At 70.1% G+C, this 15342-nt stretch carries 12 protein-coding genes; 7 read left to right on the forward strand and 5 right to left on the reverse strand.

Annotation, left to right across the window (positions count from 1 at the left end; genetic code table 11):
• Positions 1 to 6: 6 nt before the first annotated feature.
• The 4 genes from ACZ4M3_RS12055 to dusB form a co-directional block, all read right to left on the reverse strand.
• On the reverse strand, positions 7 to 417 hold the full coding sequence (locus ACZ4M3_RS12055) for a VOC family protein (RefSeq protein WP_467731569.1): 411 nt from the start codon (positions 415 to 417) through the stop codon (positions 7 to 9).
• 141 nt (positions 418 to 558) lie between these two features.
• Positions 559 to 1611 carry an ArsR/SmtB family transcription factor gene (locus ACZ4M3_RS12060; RefSeq protein WP_467731571.1) on the reverse strand — a complete coding sequence of 351 codons (1053 nt, stop codon included), beginning with the start codon at positions 1609 to 1611 and terminating at the stop codon, positions 559 to 561.
• A gap of 443 nt (positions 1612 to 2054) precedes the next feature.
• Complete coding sequence (ppdK, locus tag ACZ4M3_RS12065; protein ID WP_467731573.1) at positions 2055 to 4763, reverse strand: pyruvate, phosphate dikinase; 2709 nt, start codon at positions 4761 to 4763, stop codon at positions 2055 to 2057.
• 376 nt (positions 4764 to 5139) lie between these two features.
• A complete protein-coding gene (gene dusB / locus ACZ4M3_RS12070) occupies positions 5140 to 6282 on the reverse strand; it encodes a tRNA dihydrouridine synthase DusB (RefSeq protein ID WP_453354155.1) in 1143 nt (380 codons plus the stop codon).
• A 64-nt stretch (positions 6283 to 6346) separates the two neighbouring features.
• Between dusB and ACZ4M3_RS12075 the strand changes: the two genes are divergently transcribed.
• The 4 genes from ACZ4M3_RS12075 (at position 6347) to ACZ4M3_RS12090 (ending at position 11064) form a co-directional block, all read left to right on the forward strand.
• Positions 6347 to 7771 carry an MFS transporter gene (locus ACZ4M3_RS12075; protein WP_467731575.1) on the forward strand — a complete coding sequence of 475 codons (1425 nt, stop codon included), beginning with the start codon at positions 6347 to 6349 and terminating at the stop codon, positions 7769 to 7771.
• Positions 7772 to 8531: 760 nt separating this feature from the next.
• Positions 8532 to 9602: an aldo/keto reductase gene (locus tag ACZ4M3_RS12080; protein WP_467731577.1), complete on the forward strand. Its 1071-nt coding sequence runs from the start codon at positions 8532 to 8534 to the stop codon at positions 9600 to 9602.
• A 21-nt stretch (positions 9603 to 9623) separates the two neighbouring features.
• Positions 9624 to 10217 (forward strand): TetR/AcrR family transcriptional regulator, encoded by a 594-nt coding sequence (locus tag ACZ4M3_RS12085; protein ID WP_467731579.1) that lies wholly within the window; start codon positions 9624 to 9626, stop codon positions 10215 to 10217.
• Positions 10218 to 10350: 133 nt separating this feature from the next.
• A complete protein-coding gene (locus tag ACZ4M3_RS12090) occupies positions 10351 to 11064 on the forward strand; it encodes a VC0807 family protein (RefSeq protein WP_467731581.1) in 714 nt (237 codons plus the stop codon).
• A 75-nt stretch (positions 11065 to 11139) separates the two neighbouring features.
• Here the strand turns inward: ACZ4M3_RS12090 and ACZ4M3_RS12095 are convergent, their stop codons facing one another.
• Positions 11140 to 12522, reverse strand: coding sequence for a glycine--tRNA ligase (locus tag ACZ4M3_RS12095; RefSeq protein WP_453357712.1), 1383 nt, complete (start codon positions 12520 to 12522; stop codon positions 11140 to 11142).
• 154 nt (positions 12523 to 12676) lie between these two features.
• Between ACZ4M3_RS12095 and ACZ4M3_RS12100 the strand changes: the two genes are divergently transcribed.
• Genes ACZ4M3_RS12100 through ACZ4M3_RS12110 form a run of 3 tightly spaced genes read left to right on the forward strand, consistent with a single transcriptional unit; the run spans position 12677 to position 15326 of the window.
• Complete coding sequence (locus ACZ4M3_RS12100; RefSeq protein ID WP_467731583.1) at positions 12677 to 13633, forward strand: metal ABC transporter substrate-binding protein; 957 nt, start codon at positions 12677 to 12679, stop codon at positions 13631 to 13633.
• A 32-nt stretch (positions 13634 to 13665) separates the two neighbouring features.
• Entirely contained in the window at positions 13666 to 14460 is a 795-nt protein-coding gene (locus ACZ4M3_RS12105; protein ID WP_467731585.1) for a metal ABC transporter ATP-binding protein, read from the forward strand.
• Positions 14460 to 15326, forward strand: coding sequence for a metal ABC transporter permease (locus ACZ4M3_RS12110; RefSeq protein ID WP_467731587.1), 867 nt, complete (start codon positions 14460 to 14462; stop codon positions 15324 to 15326). The genes ACZ4M3_RS12105 and ACZ4M3_RS12110 overlap by 1 nt, the downstream gene beginning before the upstream one ends.
• Positions 15327 to 15342 lie beyond the last annotated feature (16 nt).

Consider the following 15342-nt stretch of genomic DNA (forward strand, 5'->3'; position numbering starts at 1 on the left):
GAGGACCTACTGGGCCTGGACGGCCGCCGGGTCCATCCACATGATCTCCCAGGTGTGGCCGTCCAGGTCCTCGAAGGCCCGCCCGTACATGAAGCCGTGGTCCTGCGCGGCCCGCGGCTCGGTGCCGCCCGCGCCGACGGCCGCGTCGACGAGCGCGTCCACCGCCTCGCGGCTCTCGGCGCTCAGACACAGCAGGGCTTCGGTGGTGGTGGAGGTGTCCGCGATGGCCTTGTGGGTGAAGTCCTTGAAGCGGGCCTCGGTCAGCAGCATCGCGTAGATGGTGTCGCTGATGACCAGGGAGGCGCCTTTCTCGTCACTGAACTGGGCGTTGAAGGAGTATCCGAGCTCGCCCCAGAAGGCCTTGCTCGCCTCCAGGTCCTTGACCGGCAGGTTGACGAAGATCATGGTGGCGGACATCTCGGTCCCTCTTTCTTGTGCTTCTGTCGTGGCGGTGCGTTCGAAGGGGTAGACCGGGCGTCCCCGCGGAACTCATCGCCGCGGGGAAGGTTTTATCGGCCCGGCCGCTCCGCCGCCCCGCGCCGGACGCCGCCACGGCCGTCAGGACGCCACCGCGCCGCCCTTCAGCAGCGCCGCCCCCAGCGGGGTCACCGTGTGGAGCACGGCGTTGCCCCGGCGCAGGGTGGTGACCAGGCCCGCCTCCCGCATCACGCAGGCGTGCTGGCTCGCGGAGGCCAGCGACACCCCGGCCCGGCGGGCCAGTTCGCTGGTGGTGGCTCCGTCGCCGATGGCCCGCAGCACCACCGAGCGGGTGTGCCCGACGAGCTTGCCCAGGGTCCGCTGGCGCTGCTCCTCCGCCGGACGGGCTCCCTCCCCCTGCGCGGGCGCCGAGGCGAGCTGCGCCGCCGCCGGGTACACCAGGACCGGCGGCAGCTCCGGGTCGTGCAGGGTGACGGCGGTGCGGCGGCAGAAAAAGGACGGCTGGAGCAGCAGCCCGCGCCCCCGCAGCCGGACGTCCCGGTCCACGGGGTAGTCGCATTCGAGGACCGGCGCCCGCCAGCGCAGCATCGGCGGCAGCGAGGCGAGCAGCTCGTCGGCGCCGCCGTCGAGCAGCGCCCGGCCCCGGGCGGCCCGCTCGGCCTCGATCTGGGCCTGGATGTGGGTCCAGTAGGGCTCCACGGCCACCCGGTGGTAGGCGCGCAGTTCGCCCAGCAGCCGCGGCATGTGCGCGGTGGCGTCCTCCATGAACTCCCGCAGCCGGCGCGGGACGAGGGTGTCGACCCCGCCGCTCGCTCCGGGCGGCATGCCGAAGGCCGCGCCGACGCGCGCTCCGGCACCCAGCAGCGACAGCTCCCGCCGTATTCGCTCGGGGCGGATGCCGCGCAGCGCGTCCAGCCCGAGGTCCCACCCGTACTGGCCCTCGACCGGAGTGAGGAAATCGGGGAAATAGCCGCGGCCCGGTATCAGCGCGCCGAGGAGCCTTGTTTCACTATTCAACCGGCTACGGGTTTCCGTACGCCATTCACCGAACAGCCGGGCATCACGCCGGTCCCTTAAACGGTGAAAACTGAGAATCGTCTCCCACAACGCATCCGGACGTCCCGCCATCCGTACGCGTGCGAGGTCCACTCCCGTGAAATGGATACGAAGCACCGAACCCCCACCTGTGCAACCGCAATCCCCCCGCCCTATGAGTATGCACGCCGTCACACGTGGTCACCACGCCCTTTCAGCCACAGTTGAAACCCCTTTCGGCAGGAGCGTGACAACCGAAATCCTGTACTCCGCCAGGGACACTCCAGTGCGACCGAAACGCTCCGTGAAGGCCGTGGGGGGCTTTGCGGGGCCTGGCGGTCGGTCGCACCGGGAAGCGCCGACGTGCCTGGCGATAGGCGGCAGGCGGTGGACGGGTGGGGATCCGTCCACCGCCTGGTGCCGTAATGGCGACTTGGTTGAATACGGGCCTTAAACGCAAAGCAGGCTGCGCCCGCTTCCGGGGGTCAGGGAAACCGGAAGCAGGCGCAGCCTCAGGAACCGGTGCCGCCCGGCCGGGTTCGTGCCCGGTCGAGCCGCGCCGGAACCCGGCACGGGGGGGCTCAGCGGCTGTCGGAGCCCTTCGACTCGGCGGCCGCGCGGCCGGCCTCCAGACGCGCCACCGGAATCCGGAACGGCGAGCAGGAGACGTAGTCGAGGCCGACCTCGTGGAAGAAGTGCACCGACTCGGGGTCGCCGCCGTGCTCGCCGCAGACACCGAGCTTGAGGTCGGGGCGGGTGGCCCGGCCGGCCTCGACCGCGCTGCGGACCAGCGCGCCGACACCGTCCTTGTCGATGGTCTCGAAGGGCGAGACCCCGAAGATGCCCTTCTCCAGGTACGCGGTGAAGAAGCTGGCCTCCACGTCATCGCGGGAGAAGCCCCACACCGTCTGGGTCAGGTCGTTCGTACCGAAGGAGAAGAACTGTGCCGCTTCGGCGATCTGGCCGGCGGTCAGCGCGGCGCGCGGCAGCTCGATCATCGTGCCGATGGTCAGCTTGAGGCTGGTGCCGGTGGCGGCCTCGACCTCGGCGATGACCAGGTCGGCCTCGTCGCGGACGATCTCCAGCTCCTGGACGGTGCCGACGAGCGGGATCATGATCTCGGCGCGCGGGTCGCCCTTGGCGTTCTTGCGCTCGGCCGCGGCTTCGGCGATCGCCCGGACCTGCATGGCGAACAGGCCGGGGATGACCAGGCCGAGTCGGACACCGCGCAGACCCAGCATCGGGTTCTGCTCGTGCAGCTTGTGCACGGCCTGGAGCAGGCGCAGGTCGTTCTCGTTGGCGTCCTTGCGGGACTCGGCGAGGGCGACGCGCACCGACAGCTCGGTGATGTCGGGCAGGAACTCGTGCAGCGGCGGGTCGAGCAGGCGGACGGTGACGGGCAGCCCGTCCATCGCCTCGAACAGCTCGACGAAGTCCTTCTTCTGGAGCGGCAGGAGGGCACTGAGTGCCGCTTCGCGCTCGTCGTCGGTGTCGGCGAGGATCAGGCGCTCGACCATCTCGCGGCGCTCACCGAGGAACATGTGCTCGGTGCGGCACAGGCCGATGCCCTGGGCGCCGAAGCGGCGGGCGCGCGAGGCGTCCTCGGCGTTGTCGGCGTTGGCGCGCACCCGCAGCCGGCGGACGCGGTCCGCGTACGCCATGATCCGGTGCACGGCGGCCACCAGTTCGTCGGCGTCGTCGGCGCCGGCGTGCATGCGGCCCTCGAAGTACTCGACCACGGGGGACGGTACGACGGGTACCTCGCCGAGGTAGACCTTGCCGGTGGAGCCGTCGATCGAGACGACGTCGCCCTCTTCGATGACCGTCCCGCCGACCGTCATGCGGCGGCGCTTGGTGTCGACTTCGAGGTCTTCGGCGCCGCAGACGCAGGTCTTGCCCATGCCACGGGCGACGACGGCGGCGTGCGAGGTCTTGCCGCCGCGGGAGGTCAGGATGCCCTCGGCGGCGATCATGCCGTCCAGGTCGTCCGGGTTGGTCTCGCGGCGGATCAGGATGACCTTCTCGCCGGAGCGGGACCACTTGACGGCCGTGTACGAGTCGAAGACGGCCTTGCCGACCGCCGCGCCCGGGGAGGCGGCGATACCGCGGCCGAGCAGCGTGGTGGCGGCGCCCTCGTCGAAGCGGGGGAACATCAGCTGCGCGAGCTGGGCGCCGTTGACGCGCTGGAGGGCCTCGGCCTCGTCGATCAGACCCTGGTCCACGAGCTGGGTGGCGATGCGGAACGCGGCGCCGGCGGTGCGCTTGCCGACGCGGGTCTGGAGCATCCACAGCTGGCCGCGCTCGATGGTGAACTCGATGTCGCAGAGATCCTTGTAGTGGGTCTCCAGCGTCTCCATGATCGTCATGAGCTGGTCGTAGGAGGCCTTGTCGATGGTCTCCAGGTCCGCCAGCGGGACGGTGTTGCGGATGCCCGCGACGACGTCCTCGCCCTGCGCGTTCTGCAGGTAGTCACCGTAGACGCCCTGGTGGCCGCTGGCGGGGTCGCGGGTGAAGGCGACGCCGGTGCCGGAGTCCGGGCCGAGGTTGCCGAAGACCATGGAGCAGATGTTGACGGCGGTGCCCAGGTCGCCGGGGATGCGCTCCTGGCGGCGGTAGAGCTTGGCGCGGTCGGTGTTCCAGGAGTTGAAGACCGCCTCGACGGCGAGGTCCATCTGCTCGCGGGCGTCCTGCGGGAACTCGCGGCCGGCCTCCTTCGCGACGATCTTCTTGAAGCCCTTGACCAGCTTCTTGAGGTCGGCGGCGTCGAGGTCGGTGTCGACGGTGACCTTCTTGGCGGCCTTGGCCTCCTCGAGGGCGTCCTCGAAGAGCTCGCCGTCCACGCCGAGAACGGTCTTGCCGAACATCTGGATCAGGCGGCGGTAGGAGTCCCACGCGAAGCGCTCGTCGCCGGCCTGGGCGGCGAGGCCGGCCACGGACTCGTCGGAGAGGCCGATGTTGAGGACGGTGTCCATCATGCCGGGCATCGAGAACTTGGCGCCGGACCGGACCGAGACCAGCAGCGGGTCGTCCGACTGGCCGAGCTTCTTGCCCATCTTCGCTTCGAGGGCGGCCAGGTGCGCGCTGACCTCGTCGCGCAGCGCGGCCGGGGCCGCGCCGCTCTCGAGGTAGACCTTGCAGGCCTCGGTGGTGATGGTGAAGCCGGGAGGCACCGGGAGACCAAGGTTGGTCATCTCGGCGAGGTTGGCTCCCTTGCCGCCGAGAAGGTCCTTGAGGTCGCGGTTTCCCTCGGTGAAGTCGTAGACGAACTTCTGATCTTTGTTTTCCGACACGGGTCTCGACTCCTCGAGGACTCGGGTGGCTGCCCTGACGGCCAGGAACATACCCAGATCGAAGGCGTCTGGGTATGTCCACTTGGGCGTCATGAGGCTGTAACCACCCGTGTGCCAGCCAATCGAAAGTAACCGGTAAGTAATGCCGACGGGCGAACAGCGTTCACATCCCGAAGGGTGAGGGGGCGTTTGAGGCCTACTGCCGCTCGGATGAGCGATCATCGATACATTTGCGTTCAAGAGTTGAATGCACAAAGGGTGGCACCCAGTGCCACCCTTTGGAAGTCTTACCCGTGACTTAACTGCTCATCTGAGCGAAACCTCTCCCATGCGTGGCGTATATCACGCTACACCGAGGGCGATTTGTCGGCCTCCGTCAGCCCCCGGACGTGTCCAGCTCGGCGTCTTCGGTCACGCCGGCGCAGTCGTACGGATCCTTCAACCAGCCCTCGGGCAGGACAACCCGGTTGTTTCCGGACGTCCGGCCGCGCGGACCGTCGGCGCTCTCGGGCCAGGGCTGGTCCAGATCAAGCTCGCTCAGATGAGCGTCCAGTTCGGCGAGGGAAGACGTCACCGCCAGCTTCTGGCGCATCTCGGATCCCACTGCGAAGCCCTTGAGGTACCAGGCCACGTGCTTACGGAAGTCGATCACCCCGCGCGCCTCGTCGCCGATCCACTCCCCCAGCAGCTGGGCGTGCCGGTGCATGGTGGCCGCGACCTCGCGCAGCGTGGGCTTGTGGAAGTCCTGGGGGCGCCCCTCGAAGGCGGCGACCAGGTCGTTGAACAGCCACGGCCGCCCCAGGCAGCCGCGCCCGACGACCACTCCGTCGCAGCCGGTCTCGCGGACCATGCGCAGCGCGTCCTCGGCGCACCAGATGTCGCCGTTGCCGAGCACCGGGATCTCCGGGACGTGCTCCTTGAGGCGCGCGATGGCCTCCCAGTCGGCGGTGCCGCCGTAATGCTGGGCGGTGGTGCGCCCGTGCAGGGCGATGGCGGTGACGCCTTCCTCGACCGCGATCCGGCCGGCGTCGAGGTAGGTGAGGTGCTCGTCGTTGATGCCCTTGCGCATCTTCATGGTGACGGGCAGGTCGCCTGCGCCGGCCACGGCCTCGCGCAGGATCGCGCGCAGCAGGTTCCGCTTGTAGGGGAGGGCCGAGCCGCCGCCCTTGCGGGTGACCTTGGGGACCGGGCAGCCGAAGTTGAGGTCGATGTGGTCGGCGCGGTCCTCCTCGACGATCATGCGGACCGCCTTGCCGACCGTCGCGGGGTCGACTCCGTACAGCTGGATCGAGCGGGGCTTCTCGGTCTCGTCGAAGTGGATCAGCTGCATGGTCTTCTCGTTGCGCTCGACCAGTGCGCGCGTCGTGATCATCTCGCTGACGAACAGCCCCTTACCGCCGCTGAACTCGCGGCACAGGGTGCGGAACGGGGCGTTGGTGATACCGGCCATGGGTGCGAGCACCACCGGGGGCTGCACGGTGTGCGGGCCGATCGCGAGGGGCGGGGGGAGCGTGGTCATCCCCCCATTGTCGCCCAGCCGGGCAGTGAACCGCATTTCATTAGTTAGGCGTACTATCGGAGTCATGCGTACCCTGAGCCCCAGGCGACGCAGCCTTGTGCTGGCCATCTGCTGCATGAGCCTGCTGATCGTGAGCCTGGACACCACCGTTCTGAACGTCGCCCTCCCCTCCATGCGCGAGGAGTTCAACGCCTCGGTGGCGGGGATGCAGTGGACGATCGACGCCTACACGCTGGTCCTGGCCTCGCTGCTGATGCTGGCCGGGTCGACGGGCGACCGGATCGGGCGCCGGAAGGTGTTCAGCACCGGCCTGATCGTCTTCACGACGGGCTCGGTGCTGTGTTCGCTGGCGCCGAGCCTGGAGTGGCTGATCGGGTTCCGGATGGTCCAGGCCGTGGGCGGTTCGATGCTCAACCCGGTGGCCATGTCGATCATCACCAACACGTTCACGGACCCCAAGGAGCGGGCCCGCGCCATCGGCGTCTGGGGCGGGGTCGTCGGCATCTCCATGGCCGCCGGACCGCTGATCGGCGGCCTGCTGGTGGACTCGGTCGGCTGGCGGTCCATCTTCTGGGTCAACCTGCCCGTGGGGCTGACGGCCCTGGTGCTGACCCTGCGTTACATCCCCGAGTCGCGGGCCGAGCACCCGCGCCGCCCGGACCCGGTCGGGCAGGTGCTGATCGTGGCGCTGCTGGGGTCGGTGACGTACGGGATCATCGAGGCCCCGGCGGCCGGCTGGAGTTCGCCGACGGTCCTCGGGTGCGCCGCGCTCGCGGTGGCGGCCCTGGTGGGGCTGCTGGTGTACGAGCCGCGGCGGGCGGAGCCGCTGATCGACCCGCGGTTCTTCCGCAGCGCCCCCTTCAGCGGGGCGACGGTGATCGCGGTGAGCGCCTTCGCCGCCCTCTCGGGGTTCCTCTTCCTGAACACCCTCTATTTGCAGGAGGTACGGGGGCTGGACGCGCTGCACGCCGGGCTGTACATGCTGCCGATGGCGGCGCCCGCCTTCCTGTGCGCGCCGCTGTCCGGACGGCTGGTCGGCGCCGTGGGGCCGCGGGTGCCGCTGGTGATCGCGGGGGTGGCGATGGGGGCGAGCGGGCTGCTGTTCGCGGCGTTCTCGGCGGAGGGGTCGGACCCGCTGATGTTCGCCGGGTACGTGCTGTTCGGGCTCGGCTTCGGCATGGTCAACGCGCCGATCACCAATACGGCGGTGTCGGGGATGCCGCGCGCTCAGGCGGGGGTGGCGGCGGCGGTGGCGTCGACCAGCCGGCAGACCGGGGGGACGCTGGGCGTGGCCGTGATCGGCGCCGTACTGGCGGCCGGGCTGGCCGGCGGGGGCGGTTTCGTCGCCGCGGCGCTGCCGGCCTGGTGGATCATCACGCTGTGCGGGGTGCTGGTGCTGGCGGTGGGCGTCGCGACCACCGGCCGCTGGGCCCTGGGCACGGCGAACCGGACGGCCCGCGCCCTGGGCCAGGGCGTGTCCGCGACGTAGCGCCGGCGCCCGCGGTACGCGGCGGGCGGCTCCCCCGGCCGCCTCCCCCGCTCGCGGGCCTCGGGGCGCGGCGGGTAGGCCGACAACGACCCCCGGACGCCGGGCGCCCCGGGGGCGCGGCGGGGCCACCACTGGCATCGTGCCGTTCACGGCCCTGGTCCGCGCCGTCGAAGCGACGCGGGTACTGTGCGCCGACGCACCGCCCTGGCGTCCGACGCCTCCGTGCGGACGGCAGGGTTCGCGGTCAACCCGATCGCTGCCGCTGCTGGGCTGGAGGTGACCGAGAACGGTCTGGTCGTCGTCGACCGCACCATGCGCACCCTTGCGGTGCCGCATTGTTCGGCGCGGTCGAAGTCCTCGGCGGACGCGTCGCTGCGGGCGAGCAGGCCGCGCAGGGCGTCCTGCGCGCGCCCCGAAAGCCCCGAGAACGGCACGAGCCCGGCCGCGCCCAGCGCGGCGTACGTCTTGCCGGGGGCGGCCCGCCCGCGTCGGTGGGGGCCGCGTTGCGGCGGCGGCCGGCCGGCCCCTAGCCCGCCACCATCACGATCCCGGCCACCATCTGCGCTGGGCGAGCCTGGGGACACAGCCGAGTCGAGCGTCAGCGCGAGGGTCGTCCTGCCGGTGTCGGGGGCCGCGGCGGCGAGAACGTCGCGCTGCACCGCACCCGGCCGGCGCCGTCCCGGACCGGGCCCCGGCAGCCCCCTCAACCCTACGGGTGACAGATATTGAAATCTGTCACCCGTCATGCCATGGTTGTTGCATGACGACGAACGAGAACACCCGCAACGCATCCACTACGGCATCCGCGACGACGCCCCTCGGCGCCACCGGACCCGCCGTCTTCCCGCTCGGGCTCGGCTGCATGGGCATGTCCGCGCTGTACGGGGAGGCCGACCGGGCCGAGTCGATCGCGACCATTCACGCCTACCTGGAAGCCGTGCCCGAAGGTACGGACGCCCTGCTCGACACCGGCGACTTCTACGGCATGGGCCACAACGAGCTGCTGATCGGCGAAGCCCTGCGCAGCGCTCCCGCGGCGCTCCGCGAGCGGGCGCTGACCAGCGTGAAGTTCGGCGCCCTGCGGACCGTCGAAGGCGGCTTCACCGGCATCGACGGGCGGCCCGAGGCCGTGAAGAACTTCCTCGCCTACTCGCTCCAGCGGCTGGGCCGGGACCACATCGACATCTACCGCATCGCCCGTCTCGACCCGGCCGTGCCGATCGAGGAGACGGTCGGCGCGATCGCCGAAGCGGTCGAGGCGGGGCACGTGCGGCACATCGGGCTCTCCGAGGTCGGCGCGGACACCCTGCGCCGGGCCGCCGCGGTGGCTCCGATCGCGGACCTCCAGATCGAGTACTCGCTGATATCGCGTGGCATCGAGGCGGAGATCCTGCCGACCGCGCGCGAGCTCGGCATAGGCATCACCGCGTACGGGGTGCTGTCCCGGGGTCTGATCAGCGGCCATTTCAGCCGCGACCGGCAGCTGGCCCCCGGTGACTTCCGCGGGATGAGCCCCCGCTTCCAGGGAGAGAACCTCGACCGGAACCTCGATCTGGTGGAGGCGCTGCGCAAGGTGGCGCAGGAGAAGGGAGTGAGCGTCGCACAGGCCGCCATCGCCTGGGTGCTCGCGCAGGGCCCGAGGCACCAGGTCGACATCGTTCCGCTGGTGGGCGCCCGGCGCCGGGACCGGCTGGAGGAGGCCCTGGGCGCCCTGGAGGTGGAACTGAGCCCCGCCGATCTGGCAGCCATCGAAGCGGCGATACCCGCGGGGGCCGCGGCCGGCGACCGTTACCCGGCGGAGCAGATGGCCCACCTCGACAGCGAACACTGACCTGGCGGTACGGTCGTACCCATGCCATCCCCTGCTGCCGAGCCCCTGACCCCCGAGCGCATCCTCGAAACCACCGAGGAGGTGCTGCGCCGCTTCGGCCCGACCAAGGCGACCGTGGTGGACGTGGCGCGCGCGCTGGGCGTCAGCCACGGCAGCGTGTACCGGCACTTCCCGTCGAAGGCGGCGCTGCGTGAGGCCGTCACGGACCGCTGGCTCGCCAAGAGCGTCGTCCGGCTGGAGGAGATCGCCTCGGCGCCGGCCGAGCCGGCCCCCTCAAAGCTGGAGGCCTGGCTGGAGGCGCTCTTCGAAGCCAAGCGGCACAAGGCGGGCGACGACCCGGAGCTGTTCGCGACGTACACGGTGCTGCTGGCCGAGAACAGCGGGGTGGTGGACCACCACCTGAACGCGCTGATCGGACAGTTGACCCGGATCATCGCCGAGGGAGTCGCCGACGGGACGCTGGCCGCGCAGGACGTGCCGTCCGCCGCCCGCGCGGTGTTCGACGCCACCGGGCGCTTCCATGATCCGCAGTACGCGGCCGACTGGCTCTCCCCCTCGATCATCGCGGAGTTCGAGGCGGTCACTTCGCTGATCATCCGGGGTCTGCGGGCCTGAACCCGCCCCCGGAGCCGGAGTGTGCGATTCCGGGCAACTTGGTGATCATTTGGCCCGGGGGGCCTGTCGCGGGCCGCACACCTGACCTACGTTCCCCCCGACCGCACTCACCAGGAACAACTCAGGGGGAAAGATGTCCGCTGCCCAAGAACTCCCGGACCACCAGCCGGCCCCGCCGGGACGCTCCGGGGGTGCTGCGGCGCTCGGCTGGATCCTGACCATCGGTCTCAACGTGGTCGCGCCGATCATCACGTACAACCAGCTGCACGACCACGGCTGGAGCGAGTTCGGTGCGCTGCTGGTCAGTAGCGCCTGGCCGGTGCTCGACAGCATGGTCAGCCTGGCGTGGCGCCGCAAGCTCGACGAGTTCGCCGTCGTCACCCTGGTGTTCCTCGTGATCACCGCCGTCGTCTCGCTCCTGGGCGCGCACTCCGCCCAAGCGCTGCTGATCAAGGACTCCGGCGTGACGGGGATGTTCGGCCTGCTGTGCCTCGCCACCCTGCTCACACCGCGGCCGCTGATGTTCTACTTCGGCCGCAAGTTCGCCACCGACGGCACGCCGGAGAGCACCGCGTGGTGGAACGGTCTGTGGCAGTTCGAGGGGTTCCGCCGCACGATGACCGTGATGACTACGGTGTGGGGCGTGGCCTACCTGGTGGAGGCGTCGGTACGGGTCGCCCTGGCGTACACGCTGCCCACCGACACCATGGTGGTGATCAGCCCGATCATGATCTACGGGGTGCTCGGCGCGCTGGCCGTGTGGACGGCGTGGTACGGCAAGCGCTCGAAGGCCGAGGGCGAGCGTCGGGCCGCCGAGACCGCAGCGGCCCAGACCGCGGCGGTCTGACCGGGTCTGACCGGCACGTACGACGGTGGCCCGGTACGCAGGACGCGTACCGGGCCACCGTCGTACCGGCGGGACCTAGCAGCCGAGCAGGCGGCTGCCGAGGTAGCTCTGGATCTGGTCCAGGGAGACGCGCTCCTGCTTCATGGTGTCGCGCTCGCGCACGGTCACCGCGTTGTCGTCCAGGGTGTCGAAGTCGACGGTCACGCAGAACGGCGTACCGATCTCGTCCTGGCGGCGGTAGCGGCGGCCGATCGCGCCCGCGTCGTCGAACTCGATGTTCCAGTTCTTGCGCAGGTCGGCGGCGAGGCCCTTGGCCTTCGGCGACAGCTGCGGGTTGCGGGACAGCGGCAGGACGGCGACCTTGATGGGCGCCAGGCGCGGGTCGAGGCGCATGACCGTGCGCTTCTCCATGACGCCCTTGGCGTTGGGGGCCTCGTCCTCGTTGTACGCGTCGAGCATGAAGGCGAGCATGGCGCGGTTGACACCGGCCGCCGGCTCGATGACGTACGGGGTGTAGCGCTCGCCGGCCTCCTGGTCGAAGTACGACAGGTCCTGGCCGGAGGCGGCGGAGTGGGCCTTCAGGTCGTAGTCGGTACGGTTGGCCACGCCCTCCAGCTCGGAGAACTCATTGCCACCGAAGTTGAAGCGGTACTCGATGTCGGCGGTGCGCTTCGAGTAGTGGGACAGCTTCTCCTTCGGGTGCTCGTACCAGCGGATGTTCTCCTCGCGGATGCCGAGGTCGCGGTACCAGTTCCACCGCTCGGCCATCCAGTACTCCTGCCACTGCTCGTCCTCGCCCGGCTTGACGAAGAACTCCATCTCCATCTGCTCGAACTCGCGGGTGCGGAAGATGAAGTTGCCGGGCGTGATCTCGTTGCGGAAGGACTTGCCCATCTGCGCGATGCCGAAGGGCGGCTTCTTGCGCGAGGTGGTCTGCACCTGGGCGAAGTTGGTGAAGATGCCCTGGGCGGTCTCGGGGCGCAGGTACGCCTTGGAGCCGGTGTCCTGGGTCGGGCCGAGGTGGGTCTCCAGCATGCCGGAGAACTGCTTCGGCTCGGTGAACTGACCCTTCACACCACAGTTGGGGCAGTTGATGTCGGCGAGGCCGTTGGCGGGGAGGCGGCCGTGCTTGGCCTCGTACGCCTCTTCCAGGTGGTCCGCGCGGTGCCGCTTGTGGCAGGAGGTGCACTCGGTCAGCGGGTCGGAGAAGGTCGCGACGTGGCCGGACGCCTGCCAGACCTCGGGGGCCAGGATGACGGAGGAGTCGAGGCCGACGATGTCCTCACGCCCGGTGACCATGGCCTTCCACCACTGACGCTTGATGTTCTCCTTGAGCTCGACACCGAGCGGGCCGTAGTCCCAGGCAGCCCTGGAGCCGCCGTAGATCTCACTGCACGGGAAAACGAAGCCACGGCGCTTGCTCAGGCTGACGATGGTTTCGATCTTGTCGGCGGCCACGGTGCTCTCTTCATTACGAGGACGAACGGCGAAGCCTTTAGGTTACCGGCGCCCGCACCCCCGCTTTCAAATCGGGACCCCCTTCAACGGCCTCCCGCAGCCCGCCCACCAGGGTTTTTGACAACCGTTTCCATCTTTGATGAAAATGGATGTCATGAACGCACGACGCCTCATACCGAACGCCGCCCTCGCCGGAGCCGTGGCCCTCGCCGCTACGGCACTCACCGCCTGTTCCGGCGCCAGCGCCGCGGGTGGTGGCAAGGACGGCAAACTGACGGTGATGGCGTCGTTCTACCCACTCCAGTACCTCGCCGAACAGATCGGCAAGGAGCACGTCAAGGTCGACACCCTGACCAAGCCGGGCGTCGAACCGCACGACCTGGAGATCACCCCGAAGCAGACCGCCCAGCTCGGCGAATCCGACGTGGTGCTCTACCTCAAGTCCCTCCAGCCCGCCGTCGACAAGGCGGTGGCCCAGGCCGGCGTGAAGAACACCGTCGACGCCGCCGCCCTGACCAAGCTGGAGAAGCACACCGCCTCCAGCCACGGCGACCACGCGGCCGAGGACGGCGGCGAGGCGGGCGAGGCCGGCACGGATCCGCACGTCTGGCTCGACCCGAACAAGTACGCCGAGATCGCCAAGGGCTTCGGCGCCGCGCTGCAGAAGGCCGACCCCGACCACGCGGCCGACTACCGGAAGAACACCGACGAGCTGCTCGCCAAGCTGACCGCGCTGGACACCGAGTACAAGAACGGCCTGGGCGACACCGCCTCCAAGACCTTCATCACCACCCACGCCGCCTTCGGCTACCTCGCCGAGCGCTACGGCCTCGACCAGGAGGGCATCTCCGGCGTCGACCCCGAGTCCGAGCCCAGCCCGGCCCGGATGAAGGACCTCCAGGCCATCGCCGAGCAGGCCAAGGTGTCCACCGTATTCTTCGAGACCCTGGCCAGCGACAAGACGGCCAAGACCCTCGCCACCGACACCGGCCTCAAGACCGATGTCCTCGACCCCCTCGAGGGAATCACCGACAAGTCGCAGGGCGCTGATTACTTCGAGGTCATGCGGTCCAACCTCAAGAACCTGCAGAAGGCCCTGGGCGCCAAGTAATGACAGCAGTAGCAGCAACGGAGGCGCGAGCCATGGAGTCCGGCACAGCCGCATCGGCGGCCGACCAGCCCGTCATATCCCTGCGCGGGGCCACGGCCTCGCTCGGCTCGCGCCCCGTGCTGCGCGGGATCGACCTCACCGTGCGCCGCGGCGAGGTCGTCGCCCTCCTCGGCGCCAACGGCTCGGGCAAGTCCACGGCCGTCCGTGCCGTCGTAGGCCAGGTCCCGCTCACCGACGGCGAGCTCTCGCTCTTCGGTACCGACTTCAAGCGCTTCCGGCAGTGGTCGCGGATCGGCTACGTCCCGCAGCGCACCACCGCCGCCAGCGGCGTCCCCGCCACGGTCCGGGAGGTCGTCTCCGCCGGCCGGCTGGCCCGCTCCCGCTTCGGCGTCCTGCGCAAGGCCGACCGGCTCGCCGTGGAGCGCGCGCTGGACCTCGTCGACATGGGTACGTACGCCGACGCCTCCGTCAACGCCCTGTCCGGCGGGCAGCACCAGCGCGTGCTCATCGCCCGGGCGCTCGCCGTCGAACCCGAACTGCTGATCATGGACGAGCCCATGGCCGGCGTCGACCTGGTCAACCAGGAGGTCCTCGCCAAGGCCGTGCGCGGCCAGGTGGCCGCCGGCACGACCGTACTGCTCGTCCTGCACGAGCTGGGCGCCCTGGAGCCGCTGATCGACCGGGCGGTCGTCCTGCGGGACGGCTGCGTCGTGCACGACGGCCCGCCCCCGCAGGCCGTCGGCCAGCACGCGCTGCCCGGCCACGACCACGTACACCCCCATGCGGCGCACGACGCCGAGCCCCTGCGGACGGGACTGCTGAGCTGATGGACCTCCTCCACTACCCCTTCATGGTGCGGGCGCTCATCGCCGCCGCGCTGGTCGGCATCACCGCTCCCGCGATCGGCACGTACCTGGTCCAGCGCCGCCAGGCCGTGATGGGCGACGGCCTGGGCCACGTCGCGATGACGGGCGTCGCCCTCGGCTTCCTGCTCAACACCAGCCCGGTGTGGATGGCGACGCTGGTCGCCGTGCTGGGCGCCGTCGCCATGGAGATGATCCGCTCGCGCGGCAGGACCAGCGGCGACGTCGCGCTCGCCATGCTCTTCTACGGCGGGCTCGCGGGCGGTGTCCTGATCATCAACATGGCTCCCGGCGGTTCCACGACCAATCTGGTCAGCGCCATGTTCGGCTCGATCACGACGGTCTCGTCCCAGGACGTGACCGCCGTCGTGATCCTGGCGGCGTTCGTGATCGCGGTGACCATCGGTCTGCGCAGGCAGCTCTTCGCCGTCTGCCAGGACGAGGAGTTCGCCCGGGTCACCGGCCTGCCGGTGCGCGCCCTGAACCTGCTGATCGCGGTCACCGCCGCGATCACCGTGACCGTCGCGATGCGCATCGTCGGCCTGCTGCTGGTCAGCGCCATGATGGTGATCCCGGTCGCCGCCGCGCAGCGGCTGACGCGCGGCTTCGCCGCCACGCTGGGCGTGGCCATCGCGATCAGTCTGACCGTGTCCCTGACCGGGACGGCGGCGACGTACTACATCGACGTACCGTCGGGCGCCACGATCGTGCTGCTCGCCATCGGCGTCTTCATGGTCATGACGGCCCTGTCCACCCCCCTGGCCCGGCGCCGCGCGCGTGCGGCCCGGCTGGCCGAAGAGGTCTGCACACGCGACGACGTGAAGGTCTAGCCCTTCGGCGGCCTGG

This window comes from Streptomyces sp. NPDC026522, from assembly GCF_055567555.1.